Below are 18,517 nucleotides of genomic sequence, written 5' to 3'. Positions count from 1 at the left end.
AGGGCCGAAGCACCGCCTTGCTCCCACACCCGCCGCCAACGCCGCACACTCTCGGCACACACCCCCACCGCCCGCGCGATCTCCGCATTCGAGACACCGTCCTCGAACAACTCGACCGCCCGAACACGACGCGCCTCCGCCAACTGAGGCCGCGACAAAGGAGGAAGGCAGGAGCCGGCAGCCGAAGAGGAAGCTTGATAAGCCACCCCGACAGCCTCCCACCCACACGGCCACCACACCCACCGAACTTACGAAAAGATCAAAAGTAGACGTCGTTTCCTTTGGTGCGCGCGGTCGTTGAAGGGTTCATGACGGATCTGGTCGAACGGCTGGTGCCGACGAGTTGTGGGAGCTGTTCCGGCGGGTGGTGCCACCGACGGAGGTGATACGCCCGCAAGGCGGCGGCCGCCGGCGGGCAGGCGACCGCGAGACGCTGGCGGCGATCATCTTTGTGGCAACCTCGGGCTGCACCTGGCGGCAGTTGCCGCCCGTGTTCGGGCCGTGTTGGCAGACGGTCTACCGGCGGTTCGCCCAGTGGAGCCGGCAGCGGGTAAGGACCCTCGTTCTGCACGGTGCGGACGGAGTTTTCGGGAGGCGACATGAGTGAGCGGCCGTCCTTCTGCCCTATGCCGACCCCGCCTTCGTCACGGGTCCGTTCCCGCTGTACCGGCAGCTGCGCGAGGAGGGGCCCGTGCGCCGCGTCGTTATGGCGGGCGGTCTGGAGGCCTTCCTCGTCACCCGCTACGACGATGCGCTCGCGGCCCTGTCCGACGCCCGGCTCAGCAGTGACGTGCGCGATGCCTCGGACACCCGGCTGCTGCGGCAGCTGCCCGAGGTGGAGCGCGAATCGATGCTGAGTACGATGCTCCGCAGCGACCCGCCCGACCACACCCGTCTGCGCCGGCTCGTCTCCAAGGCCTTCACCGCCCGCAGGGTGGCCGGGATGCAGCCTCGGATCCAGTCCCTCACCGACCGGCTGCTCGATGCGCTCGCCCCGGCCGGGCACGCCGACCTCGTCGCGGACTTCGCGCTGCCGCTGCCGGTCACGGTCATCAGTGAACTGCTCGGGGTGCCGGTGGACGATCGTCACGACTTCCGGTACTGGACCGACCGCATGATCAGGCGGGGCGCGGAGCCCCCCCGACCCGGCCGTGGTGAGCGAGGCGTGGCGGCACATGCGGGCGTACGTGGCCGGGCTCATCCGCGAGAAGCGGACGGACCCCTCCGACGACCTGCTCAGCCGGCCTCATCACCGCCCGCGACGAGGAAGGGCAGCTGTCGGAGGACGAACTGGTGGCCATGGTGTTCCTGCTGCTGGCCGCCGGCTACATCACCACGGTCAACCTGATCGGCGGCGGCATCGCGATGCTGCTCGCCCATCCCCGGCAGCTCGACCTGCTGCGCTCGGATCCCGCACTACTACCGGGTGCGGTCGAGGAGTTCGTCCGCTACGACGGCCCGGTCAGCCCCGGCATCGCGCGGTTCGCGCGCGAGGACGTCGAGATCGCGGGCGTGCGCGTCCCGCGCGGCGCGACCGTGCTGATCGGGTCCGCACTCGCGGACCGGGACCCGGCACGGTTCCCCGATCCCGACCGCCTCGACATCACCCGGCGGGACAGCGCCCATCTCGCGTTCGGTCACGGGATCCACTACTGCCTGGGTGCTCCGCTGGCCCGGCTGGAGGGGGAGATCGCCATCGGTACGGCCCTGCGCCGGCTGCCCGGGCTCGCCCTCGCCGTACCGCCGGACGAGGTTCCCTGGCGGCCCGGCGGGCTGCGCGGTCCCGAGAGCCTGCCGGTGACGTTCGTCCCCGGCGGCTGAGGATTCGTCGTATGCGGTGAGATGCGCGCGGCGATGCCGGTCGTCCGTCGGCTGGTATGGGGCTTGTGACTGTGGTGTACGGAACATGTCACAGGGGTCGTACGGGCGGGTGCCGTGGCTTCCCCCAGGGGCCTGGCGGTGGGATGTTACGGGCCACAGCGGCCTGCAGCGGACCGCAGGGAGGGATGGGGTGGACATCTTGACACGGCGCCGACACTGCGTCACCGGGAAAGAGAGAACCGCCGGGAGGGCGCGGGGAATCCGCCGGACCGGAGCAAACGGCGCCACGCGGCGCGGCTGGGCGGTGGTGACCGCCGCGGCGGTGGCCATGGCCGCGTCCCTGACCCTCGGCGCGGCGGGGGCGGCAGGGGCCGCGGGGGCGGCAGGGGCCGCGGGGGACCATCCGATCGTCTTCGCCCGCTACACCGCAGCAGCCCCTACGGAGGACCTCTACGCGATCTCCCCCAGCGGCGGCACGACCTTCAAGCTCACGCACACCCCCGCCGTCAGCGAGGTCATGCCCAGTTGGTCCCCGGACGGCAAGCGGGTGGCCTTCGTCCGCTACGGATCCGGTCGCGCCATCGACGGCATCTGGACGATGAACACCGCGGGTGGGGACTTGAAGGCCGTGCCCGGCACCAAGGGCGCCTCCGACCCGGCGTGGTCCCCGGACGGCAAGCGGATCGCCTACGCCAAGCCGGTCGGCACCCAGCGCGAGATATACGTGTCCCGCATCGACGGCGCTCATGCCACCCGGCTCACCCACACCTCGGCCGACGACCTGCATCCGACGTGGTCCCCGGACGGCAAGTACCTGGCGTTCAACCGAGCGGACGCGGGCGGACACAGCCGAGTGATGAAGATCCGGCTGTCCACCCTGGCCCAGACGGCGGTCACCGGGCCGGGCTCCCACGACTGGACGCCCGACTGGTCGCGCGCCGACCGGATCGCCTTCAGCCGGGTGGACTCCTCCGGCTTCGCCCACCTCTACCTCGTCCGCCCCGACGGCACCGGCGTCCACCGCATCACCGCGGCCCGCGCCAACGACAAGAACCCGTCCTGGTCCCCGGACGGCCACAGCCTGGTCTTCACCAGAGGCGGCGTCGACGACGCGGACCCCGAACACCTCTACCTGGTACGCGCCGACGGCATCGCGCTGACCCAGCTCACCAAGACCGACTCCCATGACCTGGAGGCCGACTGGCGCCCGTGAACCACCGCCGGTCGGAGACGGGCACCCTGACGACGGGTCCGGCGAACGGGGCGCCGGCCCGCGGCGGCCGGGTGGGCGCACGGTGCCCGGCCTTGCGCTCGTCGCGCCGGTGCAGACGTCAGCGCACCGGCACACCGGGCCGCGTCGGTGCGGCGCGTGGAGATCACCCGGCTGCCCGGCACGGCCGCGGGGCCCTCGCCCGCTGCTCTCGCACACTCGTGGGAGTGCCACGCGGGGTGGCGCGGTGTCCGAGGGAGCGACCGTGGTGGCTGTGGGACGACGTGCCGCGTTGGCGGCGCTGCTGGCCGCGGGGCTGGTGCCCGGCCCGAACGCTCTGGCCGCGCCGGCGGCCCGGGGGCGCGGGACCGGTCCCGTCGTGGGTCCCCGGCCGCCGTCGGGGCTGCTCGGGCAGGAGACCCGCCGGCTGCCCCGTCCCGCAGGGTGGTGGCGCTCACCTTCAACGCCGCGTGGGACGAGAGCGGCCTGGGCACGGTCCTGGCGGAGCTGCGCCGGCGGAAGGCACCCGCCACGTTCTTCCCCACGGGGATGTACGCCGAGGCCCGTCCGGCGGCCGTGCGCGCGATGGCCGAGGCGGGGCATAGGCTGGGCAACCACTCCTACAGCCACCCCTACTTCGACGACCTGAGTACGCGGGAGCGGGCGCGGGAGGTCCGCGGGGCGGACGCGGCGATCCGTGCGGCGTCGGGGGCCGAGCCCCTGCCGTTCTTCCGGTTCCCGTACAGCTCGACGACCGAGGATTCGGTTGCGGACGTCAACGACCTGGGTTACGCGGCGATCGAGTTCACCAACGACACGAACGGCTACCTGGGGCCGGCCGGCGGCATGACCGTGGACGAGGCGGTGCGCAGGGCGGTGGACTCGCTGGAGCCCGGGGCCGTCTTGCAGATGCATGTCGGGAGCAGCACGGGCGACGGGGTGGTACTCGACGCCGAGGCCCTGCCGCGGATCATCGACGCGGCCCTGGAGGAGGAGTACGCGGTCGTGGACCTGCGCGAGTTCCTCGCGGCGGCGTCGTAGCGACGACGTCGGCGGGGTGGGCGGCGCGGGGCCTCTTGCCCCACTGCCACTACCTCCGGCGCGAGCCCGTTTCGTCCCGAGCTGTGTAAACGGCGGTGCCGGTCCCGCTCCCACGGCGCCGGCTCGCCGCGGGCGCCGAGCTCATCGAGGACCAGGCGGTGGAGCTTCACCCACACCCGCGCCTTCGTCCACTCAGTGAACCGCCGGTGGGCCGTCGCCCCCGACGGCCCGAACGATGCCGCAGGCAGCTGCTGCCAAGTACAGCCGAGGCGGCCACGAACACAATCGCTGCCAGCACCTCCCGGTCACCATGCCGGCGCCGGCCACCGCCCTGAGGCCGCGACGGCGCCTCCGGCACCACCCGCTGGAACAGCACCCACAACTCATCCGGCACCAGCCGCTCAACAATCCCCACCGCAGCAACGCCTGGGCTGACGTGAATGCCGTTGTCCGGTCCTCCGATGCTAGCGGCGCTCAGATTGTGGCCGTCGACCTTCGAGGCGGGTGCCAGGACAGGGATATCTCATTCATCGCTGTGATCTGACATACCCCACGCCTGACGGGCGTCATGGATTCTGCATCGGCTGACGACAGCGACGCTCACCGCGTTGTGGTGTTCTGAGCTGGGCTGGCAGGGGGGACGTGTCGTCCGCTTGGTGCAGGTGCGTGTCGTTTCGCGGGCAGAAGGAGTGACGCCTGTGTAGGGCCGGCGGTGCCTTCCTGGCCGATTCGCTGCTGCGGCCAGTGCATCCCGAGCTCGGCGAGGGGCAGGCCGCCGGCAGGCACGGGTCGAGCTTGTGGGTCCCCGGCGGGGATCGTTGAGCGGCTGGTGCCGGATGAGCTGTGGGTGTTGTCCCAGCGGGTTGTGCCGGATGGCGGGCAAGGCTGCCGAGGGATCACCGGACGTCCGGTTGCGGTCTTGGACGCGGCGGTGGAGCGGAACCAGTGCGGGACCTGTCGTCGGTGCCGTTGCTGGCAACGTGTCCGGTTTGAGGCTTCACCTGGCGATCGAAGCAGGAGCATCGTCCGGGACTGGAGTTCATGGTCTCCACGGGTCGGCCGCACGGATTCGAATGTTTGGAGGAGCGGCTGCTGCTGCTCGCGCTCGACTCCGTATGCCTCAGCCAACATTTCATCGCCTTCGCGCCAATTAGGTTTATGTCGTTTGTGGAACAGCGATGCTGCTGACGAAGAGGGAGCCATCATCGGCTCCTCAGGCATGAAGGGTGCAGTGCGTCTATGGCCAACGGCTTCCCCGAGGGGGAGTTTTTCCTGCTCAACACGCAGGCCATGCTGTGTCTGGCCGCCAACCCCGGCGGCACCTGGAACGCTGGCAGCTTCGTGACCAAGTCCGGCTCGGAAATCGAGTACTCGCACACCAAGCCCCCTGTGGCTCAGGTGGAATGCCCCAACCCGCCGGGCAGGAACCAGTTCCAGGGCTGGTACTTCGACACCAGCAAGGACTCCTGGGGCAAGCCGGCGAACTACCTGGTCAGTCGCATGAAGGTATCCACACTGGGACGCTTCGCGCTCCAGGGCAGTGAACTCGGCTTCGGTGTCGAGCGCCTCGAGATGTGGGGTACGGGTCGCGACAAGGTCGCCACTTGGAAGGCCGAAGGCGGGTACATCTTCCTTGACGGGAATCCCGACCGTGTTCTCAGCATCAACAGCCGCACCGACAACCCCGCGCCCGTCCTGGCAGACCGCGGTGGCGACTACCAGCGCTGGCACTTCATCCCGTTTGTCTGAACCTGACAGCCTGTCCGCGCAGTCGGGCAGACACGGTGAAGCATTGAACTGGCCTGCTTGGTCCGGATCGTCTCAGGCGGCCGGGCCCAGCAGGCGCGGAAGCCGCACACCCGAATACGCGGCCAGGGCCGCCTTGCACGACGCGCTGTTGGGCCTCACCGAGCCACTGCTTGTGCAGACCGCCATCTAACGCGAGCAGGACCCGCCAACAGCGCTGAAGCGCACGTACTCGGCCATGTGGGCGGTCATGTCCATTGCAGGAACGATCAAGCCCTGTGTTAGGTCCGTTCGCGCCGCCTTCGTGTGGAACGTTGGTGGCACGAGCCCCGCCGGAAATGCTGGCGGGAGCTGAAGAATGGAGCGAGCTATGAGCACCAATCTGCCCCCTGGCGTAGTCCAGATCCTCCCTGAGGGTGCGTCGTGTCCGCCCAAGACCCTGGGCCTGTATCGGGACTACAACTGCCAGGGCCCGGGGTACGGGATCGGAGCCGGCTTCAACGTGGACCTCAGCCAGTTGCCGCTTCCTGGCGGCGGCAGCATGTCCAAGAACGTCTCATCATGGGTGAACCTCACGGACAGCGACGTGAAGCTGATCGGCAAGGGTGAGCGCATCCTGAAGGCCGGCGAGAAGCTCGAGGAGCCGGCGGGCTACAACGACACGGTGGAACGAGTCGCCTGGGTGTAGTAGGGGCGGCCAGCCCGCGCGGGGCGAGCGTGAGACATTGCGCTCGCTTCGCGCCTGGTTCAGCCACTCCCCTTCGAGGTGTTGAGGCTGGCGATGAGCTGGCGGTTCGCGGCGCGGGCGGCGTCGAGGTCGTCGTACGCGGTCGGCGAGTTGTTGGTGCTGGGGGTACTTGCTGCAGGCGGGGGCGGATGTACCCCCCGCACCTTTTCGGTCAGTGGCATCGGGCTGGTGTCGGCCAGGCTCCGGCAGGGCGGGCGGGCACGGGGTTACCCATGGCGGGTGAGCGGCGGGCGGCGAGCAGCGCGGTCCGGCCGGTGTCGGTCAAAGTGACCGATTGGCCGACGGTCAGGGCCCGGGACGCATCCCAGGTGACGAGCCCCTGGGCTTCCAGGCGCTGGAACGACGGCACTTCGACGACGCGGCCCTGAGCGGTTCGGACACAGACCCGGTGGGTGAGGAGGTGTTCGCGCATCGTGCCGCCGCTAGCGAGCGAGAGGAGCGCGGCAAGGTCGCTAGGCGTCAGTTCCTCGTAGGTGGGGGCGGGGGCCGGGCTGGCGGCCTTGGCCTCTTCCAAGGCCGCAGCGACATCCTGCTGTAGCCGGTCGCGGGCGGCCGTGGCCTGGGCCAGGTCGTGCACGGTCCGGTGCAGGCGGTCCAGGAGCGGGGTGTCGACGGGGTAGCTGCCGGAGGACAGGCGCTTCAGTGCGTTGCGGTGGTAGGCGACCGCGTCCTCGGCGGTCACCAGGTCCCCGTGCACGGCAGCGAGTGCGGCTCGCTCGGGCGGGAGCAGCCCGCTCAGGTGGTCGTGGTGCAGGACGGTCAGGTAGCCGACGATGTGCTCGATGGCGGCGTCCAGGGCAGTTGCCGGGGATTTGCGGGCGGTCACGACGCCCGGCAGTCGCAGTCCGCCGGGATGGCGGCCAGCAGGGCCGAGCGGCGGTAGGACTTGCGGCGACGGCCGTCGCCGTGGGAGATGTCGCGGCTGGCCACTTCGTACCGGCGCAGCAGGGCGGCCAGGCGGGTCTGGGTGAGGTCGGCGTAGGTCCAGCAGCCCTCGGCTATGCCCGGCAGGGTGCGCAGCTCCGCGACGAGGTCGGCAGAGGACAGCGCGTCCGGGCTGCCGTAGCGGGCGAAGGCGTCAGGCAGGTGGCCAGGAGGCACGGAGCGGCGAAGGCGGAGACCGCGTGCTCGGCGGGGCGGCCAAGGGCGGTCGGCTGCTGCTTGGAGTCGGTGCACGGCGGGAAGCAGCTGTCGGCGCTCAGGAGGTGCGAGACCTGCTGGCCCGCCTTGGCGTGCTCGACGAGCAGGTTGCTCAGGTCGTCGAGTTCCTGGCCCTGGGCGGCCCCGGTGGTGGGCTGCGGGCGGCTGGCCAGGCGCTCAGTTCCGCCTCCACCTCCAGCTGACGTTCACGTGCATCCAGCAGGGCCTGGTGGCGCGGGTGCGGGGCCGGGCGGGGCTCGAGGAGGGTCGCCATCAGAGCCTGGAGCAGGGAGGAGGACTGGGCGGTGAGGTTGGTCATCGCGAAGGACCCTTCGGGGAAGTCGTAGTGATGCGGGCAGGCACGGGAAGTCCGGGGACCGGGAACACCGGGGCCGCAGGCGCCGTCGGGACGGCAGGGCGCGGGCGGACTTGCGGAGAGAGGGAGCGAGCTGCGTGCGCGCGGGGCCCGGCTGCGGGGCGGGGGCGGCCGACGCGGGCCCGGACGGTGTCGTAGATGTCGTGCTCGGCGCGGGGGCGTACGGCGACGACGTGGATGTCGGTGGGGTGGCTGGACCCGGGCGGGGCCGGGCGGTGGGCGATGATCTTGCGCTGAACAAACGGCCTTGGCCCACGCACGGCCGTCCTGAGATCATCCGCAGATAATCACGCTCAACGATGACCTTGGACACCTTTCCTACGAGATGGCCGGTGACGGCCCGCCCGTCGTGCTCGTGCACGCCGGTATCGCCGATCACCGCATGTGGGACGCGGTCACGCCCGCCCTCGTGGAACGGCACACCGTTGTCCGGTACGACCTGCGGGGCTTCGGTGAGTCAGCGCCCCCGACGGGGCCGTTCCGGGAGACCGACGACCTACGCCGCCTCCTGGACCACCTCGGTCACGAACGGGTCCGGCTCGTGGGCGCGTCCTGGGGTGGTCGTGTGGCCTTGGACTTCAGACTCACCCACCCGGAACGGGTGCACTCCCTGGCCATCCTCAGCGCACCATGGCCGCGATACCACTGGTCCGCGGACATGATCGCCTACGACGAGGCCGAGACGGCGGCCTTGGACGCGGGCGACCTGGACGCCGCCGTACGCATCAACCTGGACATGTGGCTGCGCGGGCCTTCTCGCGGCTGGGATGACGTGGCCGACGGCCTGACCGACCAACTCCGGGGCCCGCTGCGGACATCGATGATGAACCAGGCCGTCGTGGGCCAGCACTCCCAGGGTCCCGCAACCGGCGACATCGGCGCCGTCTCCGTCCCTACGCTGGTGGGCATCGGCAAGCTCGACGTCGCCGACTTCCAGGACATCGCCCGCCGCTACGCCACCGAGATCCCCGACGCCACCCTGGTCGACTTCGCCACGGCCGCCCACCTCATCGCCATGGACGCGCCGACCGAACTCGGAGCGTTACTCGGCCCGTTCCTCACCCGATAGCGGTGCCGTAAGGGCCTTGAGCGGCCCGCGCTCCTATACTTCAACGCATGCAGCTCATGAAGATCAGGCGTGCCGCGGAGCAGGACGCCGAAGGCCTCACCGCGCTGGTCCAGGAGTCGAGCGCCTACCGGGGCCAGTACGCCACGGTGATCTCCGGCTACCGGGTCACGCCTGATTACATCGACCGGCACCAGGTCTTCGCGGCGGTCGGCACGATGGGCCAGTTGCTGGGCTTCTATGCCCTGGTGGTGGAATCAGCCGAACTGGACCTGGCGTTCGTCTCGGACGAGGCACAGGGGATGGGAGTCGGCCGGCTCCTCGTGGAACACATGATCGACCGGGCCAAAAGAGCGGGACTGACCCACGTGCGCGTCGTGTCGCACCCGCCTGCCGAGCAGTTCTACCGGCGCCTGGGTGCCGAGCCGACGGGCACCGTTCCTCCCTCACCACCGAAGGTGACGTGGGCGCGCCCGGAGTTGCGATTCTCCGTTGCCGACCATGGTGCTACGCCCACGGACGTCACAGCCGTTCGTTGATCGCGGCGATGGAGACGGTGCCTCGATGCGGACCTCGAGCTTGTCGAACCGGGTGGGCACCGCCCTGTTCCGCCTCAGACGGTTGATGCCGACACTTGACCGCGTGCCGGTCGTGTAAGCCACACGGTCAAAGACCGCGGGTCACCGTAAGCGCCGGACATGCCCCGACGCTTACGGTGACCCGCAGGATCAGCCCGTCCCGAAATCGTGCACCGGATCCCTCGGCGATGCAGACAGGTAGGGTTCGCGCGCGACGAAGACGCCCCGTCGGCCGGGGAGAGTCCGATCAGCGGGGCGAGCTGCCGCATCGTCAGGCGTGCGCGCGGTATTACGCGGCCACACCAGGAGAACCCGGACTGTCCACGACAGGCGCCACTGGACGCCCGCAGGCGGGGCCGGCTCCCGCACCGCTCCCAACGCCCTTCAGTCGACGACCCCGGTGTTCTGGCAGGCGGTCAGCAGCCAGCGGCCGTCGGCTTGCTTCGAGACCACGTACAGCGGTGCGCCCTCGCTCTCCTCCCCCGGAGCCAGGTAGCGCTGGCGGACCTTGACCGCCGCGACGTCGGGGCGGATGAAGAGCACGTGGTCCACCTCGTAGGTGACCTTGCCGTCCCAGTTCGCCGCGGGGAGGACCTTGCGGGTGAACTCCGAGATCGCGTCCAGGCCGATGAGGGTGCGAATGAGGTCAAGCAATGACATCACGATGCGTGCGTGGTGCCGACGACGTGCCGGCCGCAAGGTGGTGGCGGCATCGGGGATCAGAGCTGTGGGGGATCAGAGCCGAGTGCGAAGGGTTGCGTACGGCAGATGAGCAGGGCGACGTCGTCCGGGTCGTCGGGACGTCGGAGTTCGCGCAGGAGCCGGTCGCAGGTCTCTTCCAGGGAAGGGTCGGGCACGTCGAGGAGGTCGAGGAGGGTTTCGAGTCGTTCATCGATGGGTTGGTGGCGGGTTTCGACCAGTCCGTCGGTGTACAGGACCAGTTGGTCTCCGGGGCCGAGGCCGAAGGTGGTGGTCTCGAAGAGGGTTCCGCCGACTCCGAGCGGGGCGCCGGTGGGCAGGTCGAGAAGTTCGGGGTGCTTGCCATTGCGTATGAGGACGGGCGGTAGGTGGCCGGCGTTGGCGATGCGGCATTCGGCCCGGTGCGGGTCGTAGACGGCGTAGACGCAGGTGGCGATGTAGTGCTCCAGCCCCGAGGTGATCTTGTCGAGGTGCTGGAGGAGCTGGTCGGGGTCGAGATTGAGGTCGGCGAAGGCGCTGGTGGCGGTGCGCAGGCGGCCCATGGCGGCGGCGGCGTCGATGCCGCTGCCCATGACGTCGCCCACGACGAGTGCGGTCCTGTCGCCGTCGAGGGGGAAGACGTCGTACCAGTCGCCGCCGATCTCGTACGTGGCCTGCGCGGGCCGGTACCGGGAGGCGATCTGCAGTCCGGGGAGGTGCGGCGGGTGGCTGGGGAGCAGGCTGCGCTGCAGGGTCTCGGCGGCGTTGCGCACGCTCTGGTGCGCGCGGGCGTTGTCGATGCACACGGCGGCGCGGGCGGCCAGTTCAGCGGCGAGGGAGAGGTCGTCCTCATCGAAGGGCACCGGGTTGCGGGCCCGCGTGAGCCCCAGGAAGCCGAGGACGTCGCCGCGTGCGATGAGCGGGACCGACATGTAGGAGTGCACGCCGGCGCTGGCCAGAAGGCCGGCAGCGTGGCTGTCCCGGGCGATGCGCGCCAGATCGGTGTCGTCCGCGTGGGCGATCAGCTGTGGCCGCCCGGTGCGTACGGTCTCGGTGGCCACGCGGTCGGCGGCGTAGGCGGCGATCTCGCCGGGCGGATCGGCGGCCTGGACCGCTTCCGTGGGGTAGGCGGCCTTCACCGCGAGCGCGCGAAAGAGCGCCGGGCCGTCTCGGGGAGCCGGGCCTGGGCGGTGCTCGTCCAGGACGGAGTCGAGCACATCGACCGCGACGACGTCGGCGAGCTCGGGAACGATGACCTCGGCCAGCTCACGGGCGGTCTGTTCCACGTCCAGAGTGGTGCCGATCCGAGCCGAGCCGTCGGCGATCAGGGCCAGGCGCCGCCGGGCCTCCGCGGCCTCCATGGCCGCCTGGTACCGGTCGGTGACGTCGACCACCAGGTCGGCCACCCCGAGGACCCGGCCCTGGGGGTCCTCCAACCGGTACAGGGAGATCGACCAGGCGTGCTGATCCGGGTCGCCGGGTGCGCGGCCGACGATGGTGGACTGGTCAACCATCGCAATCCCGGTCTCCAGCACTTCCCTCATTGCGGCCTCGGGCACCCCGAACTTCGCGGCGGTCATGATCTCGCGGTAGTGCCGACCGAGATGGTCCTTCACGGATATGCCGTGCATCCGCTCCAGGGCCGGGTTCACGGCCACGTACCGCAGATCGGTGTCGAGGATCGCCAGCCCGATGGGCGACTGCGAGATCAGCCGCGTGGACAGCGCGACATCCCGCTCCAGCTCGCGCAACGTCGACTCGTCCGCGGCGAGCCCGAGGGCGTAGAAGTCACCGCGGTCGTCCAGCAGCCGCATATTGCGGAACTCCACCAGCCGAGTGCTGCCGTCCTTGTGCCGAACGGGGAACGCTCCGGCCCAGCTCTCACCGGTGCCCATGACATGGGCGAACAGCGTGCCCATCAGTTGCCAGTGCTGTTCATGGACGAGCAGTGGCGCCGCGTACTGCCCGAGCGCCTCCTCAGCGGAGTAGCCGTACAGGTCCTCGGCCTGCGGGCTCCACAGGACGATCCGGCCATTGGCATCCAGCAGTACCGCGGCGACACCGAGGAGGTCCATCAGCCCGCTCGGCTGCGGCGCGCCTTCCTCCGGCGGGCCGGCATCGGCCCGCGGCCCCTCGGCTGCGCTCATCGCAGGCTCTCCTTCCGCCTGCCGGCGTCGCGCGGGCCGTCCGCTGACGCCGGCCCTGGCCTGGCTCCTGCGTCTGTGGGCGCTTCGGGTTCCATGGTCCCCCCGTACTGGCCGACCGCACCATCGGGACGGGATCCTGCCGTGGCTGGACGTGAGGAAAGTCCAGGCCTGCGCCGCTGGAGGGCTCAGGTGTTGCTGTTGCGGAAGCCGATGGCCACGACGCCCCACCAGCAGGCCTGTGAGACGAGGGCGGTGGCACCTCCCCAGACGAGGAGCTTGGGCTCGATCGTCTCGGTCGCGGCTTCGAGGCGTCGGGCGAGGAGGCCCGCCTGGAGGCCGTTGAGGGTGAGTGCGGCCACGAGACCGAGCTTCGTCAAGGTCAGCGGGGAGCCCATGTCGGGGTGGAGCATCAGCCCGCTGAGGACGAGCCCGCCGAGGCCGGCCCAGATGGGCACGTGGAGCCGGGAGGTCGCGCCGACCACCTCGGCCAGCGTGCAGCGCCCCGTCGCCCAGAGCAGCCCGTAGCAGTCGGCGGACAGCACGGCCCCGAAGCCGAGCGCGAGCGATGCCAGATGGGCGAAGAGCGCGGCCGTGTGCATCTTCGCGGCCGTCTGCATGTGCAGGGAGCACCACAGCCCCCTGTCAGCACGACCATCGCACCGAGCGCTCCCGCCGCCACCGTCCACCACGAGTCGTAGCGACGGATCGGACGGGAGGAGGCTCTGACTGCGGTGGACGACATGTGAGCTAGCTCCGAGGGGAAAGTGGACGGCCTGCTTCAGCCACGCGAAGGCTAGGTAAGGCTTACCTAAATACGCCTCATCGTCCATGCGGGTCCCCCCAAGACCGTGACTCCAGCCACAGATCGCCATCCGCCGTCTCGACGCGCCTGATGCGGATCCGTCCTTTCCCGCACGGATCCGGGCCGGAGGATGCTTTAGGGCATGGAGATCGCGATTCTCGTCGTACCCCACTGCCCGCACGCCGAGCCTTGCCGCGGAACGGCTGCGACAGGCACTCGATGACGTCGGACTTCACGGCACCCCTGTGACCACGCGCGTGACAACGACCAGGACGAAGCCGAGCGGTGCGGTTTCGCGGGGTCCCCGACCTTCCTGATCGACGGCCGTGACCCGTTCGCCGAAGCCGGCCGATCGCCGGGTAAGAGTTTCGCCAGACCCCGGCACAGCCTGGCGACGTCGCGGGTGTAACCCTCCCAGCCGACCGAGTCATAGAGGCTCAGCATCTCCCCGGGCCGCCGGCCGAGGACGCGCTGCGATCCATCCGGACCCCGCTCTACGTCATCATGGGCAAGCACAACCTGCACCTGCACCCCAAGCGGCAGCTGGAACGCGTACCGCGCCTCGTCTCCGGAGCCCGCGCCGAGATCATCACCGCGAGCGGGCACGGCCCGCAGATCGACCACCCCGACGTGGTCAACGCCCGGATGCTGTCCTTCATGGAGAACGTCGACTCCCTCGACCCGGCCGCGCACGGGGCATAGGGCTGCGCCAGGGAGTGACCGCGCGGGTGGCGCCCACTCCGTGCCACACCGTGCCAGTAGGGGCGGTGCACAGCGGTCAACACAGGCTCCGCAGACGGACAGCGGGATGAAGAAGGCGTCCGCGCCTTCGAGCACCGGCCGCCATGGCTCCGTAGCCGGCTGTCCGTCAGCCTGGCGCGGCGAACTGGCCGGTGCCCACGACCTTGAGGAGGGCGAGGCGTTCGGCGGTATCGCTGCCGATGGGCGGGGTGTAGAGGACCACCCGCTGGTCGCCTTCCGGGGCGAGGAGGACCTGGCAGTCCAGGTCGACCGGGCCGATCAGCGAGTGCAGGACGCGCATGCGTGAGGACCGGCGTACGGCGACCTCGTGCAGCTCCCACAGGGCGGTGAACTCCTCGCTGGCCGCTTTCAGCCGATCCACCAGGCGGGACGCGGCGACGTCGGCCGCGCGTCGGGCAACGGCCGCCCGAAGGTCCGCCACATACATGCGGCCGTAGTGGTCGTGCTCGGCGGCAGGGTACGCGGTGCGCTGGGCCGGGTCGGTGAACCAGCGCCAGATCACGTTGCGGCCGTGCTCGGACACCGAGCACACCCCGCCCAACAGGGCCTCGGCCATCGCGTTCTGGGCCAGGACGTCGCCGAGGTCGCTGAGGACCTGGACCGGGGTGGTCGGCAGCTGGTCCAGCAGGTGCAGCAGCCCCGGGCTCACATGGTGCCCAGCGGTGCTTCCGGCGGGCGGGCGCCGTCCGGCGAGGAGGTGGAGGTGGTCGCGTTCGTCGTCGGACAGGCGCAGGGCGCGGGCCAGGGCGGCCAGCGTGTCCGTCGAGGGCTGCGGGCCGCGGGCTTGTTCGAGGCGGATGTAGTAGTCGGCCGACATGCCGGCGAGCTGGGCGACCTCCTCGCGGCGCGGGCCCGGGGTGCGACGTCCGCGGTCACCCACCGCCTCCCAACCTGGCCTCTCCGCAGATGGACGTCTTACCGATTGGTAGGTTGACGTCCGCAGCGAAGCAGTCTGGGGGGAACTGGTGGGGATGCGAAGCGGGCGCCGAGGCGCCGGGGTGCTGTGGACGTGGGGCGCGGCCCCTCTGGCTGTCCTGGGCGCAGTGAGCTGGCTGCTGGCATGGGGCATGGCCCCGCCGGAGGGGTCCGTGACGGCGTTGACGGGGCGGGGGCCTGGGGGTTTGGCCACTTCGGTGCTGGGCGCGGTTGCTGCCGGGGCCTGGATGGCCGCGTCCGGTGCGCTCGCGATTGCGCTGGTCATTGGGGCGGTGGATACGGTGCGGGGCTGTTGGCGTGCTGGTCGCCGGTCGGGTATGAGCGCCGGGGCTCTGCTGGCAGTAGGCGTGGCCGGTGGGGCAGTCCTGGCCTGGGTGCACCGGCTGCTGGCGGAGATCGTCCCGGAAGGCTCCATCGAGGTGCGGCCACACCGGGGCGCCATGGGGTTCATGGAGGTTTCGTACGGGCCCGATCTGGTCGGGATCGTGCTGATGGTCGTGGCGGTGGGCCTTGTCCGGGGATGCCGCCGTGTTGGCCGTCAGCCGAGGGGCCATGAGCCAGGCGCCCGCGCGTAAACCGGCGCATGGTGCCGACTCCCGTGGGATGTCATCCCGGCCGTGAAGGCCGGCACGCGCATGGACCTCTCTTCGCTCAGTGATCACCGGAGGGCCCGTGCCCGCAGTGCCGTCTTGCCTGCTCGAACCCCTGCGGAATCAGTTCGCCGCCCTACTGCCGACGCGGGGTGAGTTCGCGGCGACCCATCCGCTGGGCTCCCACCGCCGTCGGATGCCGGACCGGGTGGTCTTCGAGCACATCGTGCAGGCTCCGGTGCACGGTTCCGGGTACGAACGGATCTCCAGTCCTGGCTGCTCGGACCGCACGAGCCGGCGCCGCATCAAATCATGGGCCCAGATGACGCTCCAGCGCGTCGACCGCAGACCGCAGCACCGCCCGACGCAGCGCCAGCCTCTCCAATCGCATGCACTGCTCCAGCACATCCTGGGCCCGGGACGACACCACCGCCGGCCCGAGAACGGTGATGCCCGCTCGGGCTTCGATCAGCGCCGTGACCCTTCTGTCGAGTGCCTCCCTTCGCGCCTCGAGGGGGCTGGCAGGTAACTCCCGTACGGTCCGCACGAGAAGGTCCGCCGCTCGAAGGAACTCGGTACAGGCCGCCCGACGATCACTCTCCAACGCGTGCTCCCGACCTGTGCGCCCCTGAAGGCGCGCGGCCCGCACGGCTACCGCCCCCGACGTGTTGCTCATGGCCCTTCGCACCGCCGGCAACGCGCTCCGTGGCCCAACTGGCCTCACGGCACGGCCGACCGATGCCGGTGCGGGCCGTCAGCCCTACGCGTCGCGGCTCCAGCCGGTCAACAACCGCGCCTTGTAGGCAGCGGTGAGGGCGACGAATCGGGTGTTGCCCACTGCGTAGCGCAGGAACATGCGGCGTGGTTCCTGGATCAGCCGGTGGAACCATTCGAGGCCGGCCCGCCGCATCCACCGTGGTGCCCTGCTGCGCAGTCCGGCCACCACGTCGAAGGATCCGCCGACGCCGACCACCAGGGCGCAGCCCAGGTCCTTCTGCGTCCGCGCGAGGAAGTACTCCTTGCGCGGACTCGGCACGGCGAGGAAAAGGATGTCCGGACGGGCTTCGCGGACGGCCGCCACCACCTGGGGCTCCTGGGTCTCGTCCCAGTAGCCGTCCCGGTACCCGACGACGTCGACACCCTGGTCGGCGGCGATACGCGCGGTCTCCTGGACCACGCTGGTTTCGGCGCCCAGCAGGTACACACGGTATCCGTGGCGCGCGGCGCTGCGCCACAGAGCCAGCATGAAGTCGATGCCCGCCACCCGCTCGGGCAGCGGGCTGCCGAGGAGGCGGCCCGCCCAGACGACCGACTGCCCATCGGCATTGACGAGCGAGCAGGAGCGGATGATCCGGGCCAGTTCCGGGTCGTCATGGGCCTGGACGATCTTGGCGGCGTTCAGCACGACGTGCTGGTGGGGGCCGCCGTCCGCGATCAGTGCCTCGGCGGCCGCCACCGACTCCTCCAGGGTGAGCGGGTGGACGGGCAGTCCGCACACTGTTACGGGCGGGCGGGGGCCCGTCGGCCTTGTCGACCCGTCGTGTTCCAGCGGTTCGGGTGTGGACACAGTGTTTCTCCGTTCGCCCCCCATACCACCACTCAGAAATTCGTGTCCCGCCAGATCCGTGAGAACGCGTCCCTGACCGTGTCCGGATCGTAGAGCGGGCGGAGTTCTCTCCAGGCCTTCTGTTGCCGATGCCGGACACCGTCGATGTCGGCCATGCACAGCGTCAGGAAATCGGTGACCGATTCGACGGTGCTGTCGATCTGTTCCACACAGCCCCGGCTGAACAGTTCCGCGCTGCCGGGCGACCTAGTCGCGGCCACGGCGCAGCCCACCTGAAGGCCTTCGAGCAGCACGAAGGGAAGTCCTTCCGCCCATCGAGCGGGCAGGACGAAGACATCGACCCCGGACCAGAACGAATGAACCTCGTCCGGTGCCAGTACACCGAGGTCCTCGTCCACGCAAGACATGTGATGAGGTGGCACGTCACTTCGTATTCCCGCGACCGAGAACTCCACGAGGGCGCCTGTTCGTTTCAATCCGGCCACCGCATCGCAGAGGATGTCGAAGCCTTTACTTCTGTGCATCGACCCCAACCAGCCGACGCGCAAGCGTCCACTGGAGTCCGATGGACGGGGCGAGGCGGCGCCCGTGGGTGCGGGATTTCTCACCACATGCACGGATGCGAATCGGCAACCTGACGCCCTGATATCTTCCGCCACGTCCTCACTGAGTACCAGCCAATGACTGCCCCCGAGCGCCTTCCTCAAAAACGCATTCGAGCGCAGTCGCGCGGGAAGCTGAGAACCGTGGAGATGCATCACGGGGGTGCAGCGGAACGCCCTGGCGAGCATGGTGATGATGGCGTCGCGCAGGAGCGGCAGGCCCCACTGGGAGATCGGGAGATAGATCGCGCTCGGTGACATCGCCGTCAGCACACGGGCACAACGCACGACGGCGGCCACCGTCGCGGCCGCCCCGGCCGACCAAGTCGCCCTGAACTTCATGGATCCGGTGCGGTCGGCGGAAAGCGAGACGACCGCGACGACCCGGCAGCACGACTCCACGACCGGCGTGAAGAATTCCGCGGCTCGCCCCATTCCACCCAAGCTCGCGCTGTGCCTCAAAACCAGGACCGTCGGCCATGAAGTCGTGGAAGGACTTCTCTTACGGATCGGGAACACTGTCCTTCTCCTGTGCATCAGCAGTGGCGTCTGCGGTGAAACGCGGAGTTTCGGAATGATGACGCTCACCCTCTGCCCCTCGTGGTCATCCTCGCCGGAGGACGGTTCTTCGGTAAAGCCCTCCCTATGAGATCACCCGTCCCGTGAGGAGTCCAGGACAACACGGAGTTGCCGCACTGTCCATTTAT

At 69.9% G+C, this 18,517-nt stretch carries 17 protein-coding genes and 5 pseudogenes; 11 read left to right on the top strand and 11 right to left on the bottom strand.

Annotated elements, in window-relative coordinates; translation table 11 throughout:
• Window positions 1–206: helix-turn-helix domain-containing protein (locus AB0F11_RS29135; RefSeq protein ID WP_362179844.1), on the bottom strand; the 206-nt coding region annotated here is incomplete at its 3' end.
• Window positions 207–308: 102 nt separating this feature from the next.
• On the opposite strand from AB0F11_RS29135, the pseudogene AB0F11_RS29130 reads away from it, so the two are divergent.
• From AB0F11_RS29130 to AB0F11_RS29110, 5 genes and pseudogenes are all read left to right on the top strand, one after another.
• Window positions 309–553 (top strand): annotated as a pseudogene (locus tag AB0F11_RS29130) (transposase); the annotation flags it as partial.
• A 138-nt stretch (window positions 554–691) separates the two neighbouring features.
• The gene (locus AB0F11_RS29125) at window positions 692–1,348 is read left to right on the top strand and encodes a hypothetical protein (protein WP_362179841.1); all 657 of its coding nucleotides are present in this window, start codon (window positions 692–694) and stop codon (window positions 1,346–1,348) included.
• Entirely contained in the window at window positions 1,300–1,821 is a 522-nt protein-coding gene (locus tag AB0F11_RS29120) for a cytochrome P450 (RefSeq protein WP_362179847.1), read from the top strand. Before AB0F11_RS29125 ends, AB0F11_RS29120 begins: the two co-directional genes overlap by 49 nt.
• Window positions 1,822–2,125: 304 nt before the next feature.
• Window positions 2,126–3,034, top strand: coding sequence for a hypothetical protein (locus tag AB0F11_RS29115; RefSeq protein WP_362179839.1), 909 nt, complete (start codon window positions 2,126–2,128; stop codon window positions 3,032–3,034).
• A gap of 444 nt (window positions 3,035–3,478) precedes the next feature.
• Window positions 3,479–4,072: a polysaccharide deacetylase family protein gene (locus AB0F11_RS29110; RefSeq protein ID WP_362179836.1), complete on the top strand. Its 594-nt coding sequence runs from the start codon at window positions 3,479–3,481 to the stop codon at window positions 4,070–4,072.
• A gap of 122 nt (window positions 4,073–4,194) precedes the next feature.
• Here AB0F11_RS29110 and AB0F11_RS29105 read toward each other — a convergent pair.
• Window positions 4,195–4,487, bottom strand: a pseudogene (locus AB0F11_RS29105) (transposase); the annotation flags it as partial.
• An 824-nt stretch (window positions 4,488–5,311) separates the two neighbouring features.
• On the opposite strand from AB0F11_RS29105, the gene AB0F11_RS29100 reads away from it, so the two are divergent.
• Together AB0F11_RS29100 and AB0F11_RS29095 are read left to right on the top strand one after the other, a co-directional pair.
• Window positions 5,312–5,821, top strand: coding sequence for a hypothetical protein (locus AB0F11_RS29100; RefSeq protein WP_362179834.1), 510 nt, complete (start codon window positions 5,312–5,314; stop codon window positions 5,819–5,821).
• 367 nt (window positions 5,822–6,188) lie between these two features.
• Window positions 6,189–6,506 carry a hypothetical protein gene (locus AB0F11_RS29095; RefSeq protein ID WP_362179831.1) on the top strand — a complete coding sequence of 106 codons (318 nt, stop codon included), beginning with the start codon at window positions 6,189–6,191 and terminating at the stop codon, window positions 6,504–6,506.
• A 211-nt stretch (window positions 6,507–6,717) separates the two neighbouring features.
• Here AB0F11_RS29095 and AB0F11_RS29090 read toward each other — a convergent pair whose 3' ends face one another.
• The 3 genes from AB0F11_RS29090 to AB0F11_RS29080 form a co-directional block, all read right to left on the bottom strand.
• Entirely contained in the window at window positions 6,718–7,392 is a 675-nt protein-coding gene (locus AB0F11_RS29090; protein ID WP_362179829.1) for a hypothetical protein, read from the bottom strand.
• Complete coding sequence (locus AB0F11_RS29085) at window positions 7,389–7,667, bottom strand: DUF3631 domain-containing protein (RefSeq protein WP_362179826.1); 279 nt, start codon at window positions 7,665–7,667, stop codon at window positions 7,389–7,391. Before AB0F11_RS29085 ends, AB0F11_RS29090 begins: the two co-directional genes overlap by 4 nt.
• A 151-nt stretch (window positions 7,668–7,818) precedes the next feature.
• The gene (locus AB0F11_RS29080; RefSeq protein ID WP_362179823.1) at window positions 7,819–8,025 is read right to left on the bottom strand and encodes a hypothetical protein; all 207 of its coding nucleotides are present in this window, start codon (window positions 8,023–8,025) and stop codon (window positions 7,819–7,821) included.
• Between the two features lie 382 nt (window positions 8,026–8,407).
• Between AB0F11_RS29080 and AB0F11_RS29075 the strand changes: the two genes are divergently transcribed.
• The gene (locus AB0F11_RS29075; RefSeq protein WP_362179821.1) at window positions 8,408–9,151 is read left to right on the top strand and encodes an alpha/beta hydrolase; all 744 of its coding nucleotides are present in this window, start codon (window positions 8,408–8,410) and stop codon (window positions 9,149–9,151) included.
• 47 nt (window positions 9,152–9,198) lie between these two features.
• Window positions 9,199–9,687 carry a GNAT family N-acetyltransferase gene (locus tag AB0F11_RS29070; RefSeq protein ID WP_362179818.1) on the top strand — a complete coding sequence of 163 codons (489 nt, stop codon included), beginning with the start codon at window positions 9,199–9,201 and terminating at the stop codon, window positions 9,685–9,687.
• 423 nt (window positions 9,688–10,110) lie between these two features.
• Here AB0F11_RS29070 and AB0F11_RS29065 read toward each other — a convergent pair.
• The 3 genes and pseudogenes from AB0F11_RS29065 to AB0F11_RS29055 all read right to left on the bottom strand — a co-directional run.
• Window positions 10,111–10,359: pseudogene (locus tag AB0F11_RS29065) on the bottom strand (SgcJ/EcaC family oxidoreductase); the annotation flags it as partial.
• An 86-nt stretch (window positions 10,360–10,445) separates the two neighbouring features.
• Complete coding sequence (locus tag AB0F11_RS29060; protein WP_362179815.1) at window positions 10,446–12,551, bottom strand: SpoIIE family protein phosphatase; 2,106 nt, start codon at window positions 12,549–12,551, stop codon at window positions 10,446–10,448.
• A gap of 185 nt (window positions 12,552–12,736) precedes the next feature.
• Window positions 12,737–13,168 carry a hypothetical protein gene (locus AB0F11_RS29055; protein WP_362179812.1) on the bottom strand — a complete coding sequence of 144 codons (432 nt, stop codon included), beginning with the start codon at window positions 13,166–13,168 and terminating at the stop codon, window positions 12,737–12,739.
• A 644-nt stretch (window positions 13,169–13,812) separates the two neighbouring features.
• Here AB0F11_RS29055 and AB0F11_RS29050 point away from each other — a divergent pair.
• Window positions 13,813–14,055: pseudogene (locus tag AB0F11_RS29050) on the top strand (alpha/beta hydrolase); the annotation flags it as partial.
• A gap of 166 nt (window positions 14,056–14,221) precedes the next feature.
• On the opposite strand, the gene AB0F11_RS29045 reads toward AB0F11_RS29050, so the two are convergent.
• Complete coding sequence (locus tag AB0F11_RS29045; protein WP_362179810.1) at window positions 14,222–14,995, bottom strand: helix-turn-helix domain-containing protein; 774 nt, start codon at window positions 14,993–14,995, stop codon at window positions 14,222–14,224.
• Between the two features lie 728 nt (window positions 14,996–15,723).
• On the opposite strand from AB0F11_RS29045, the pseudogene AB0F11_RS29040 reads away from it, so the two are divergent.
• Window positions 15,724–15,963 (top strand): annotated as a pseudogene (locus AB0F11_RS29040) (IS5/IS1182 family transposase); the annotation flags it as partial.
• A 438-nt stretch (window positions 15,964–16,401) separates the two neighbouring features.
• Here AB0F11_RS29040 and AB0F11_RS29035 read toward each other — a convergent pair.
• Window positions 16,402–17,208 carry a WecB/TagA/CpsF family glycosyltransferase gene (locus tag AB0F11_RS29035; RefSeq protein ID WP_362179807.1) on the bottom strand — a complete coding sequence of 269 codons (807 nt, stop codon included), beginning with the start codon at window positions 17,206–17,208 and terminating at the stop codon, window positions 16,402–16,404.
• 32 nt (window positions 17,209–17,240) lie between these two features.
• Window positions 17,241–18,398, bottom strand: coding sequence for a glycosyltransferase family 4 protein (locus AB0F11_RS29030; RefSeq protein WP_362179804.1), 1,158 nt, complete (start codon window positions 18,396–18,398; stop codon window positions 17,241–17,243).
• Window positions 18,399–18,517: the final 119 nt, after the last annotated feature.

Source organism: Streptomyces sp. NPDC032472 (assembly GCF_040636955.1).
Classification (GTDB): domain Bacteria; phylum Actinomycetota; class Actinomycetes; order Streptomycetales; family Streptomycetaceae; genus Streptomyces.
This window is presented reverse-complemented; position numbering and strand designations above follow the sequence as displayed.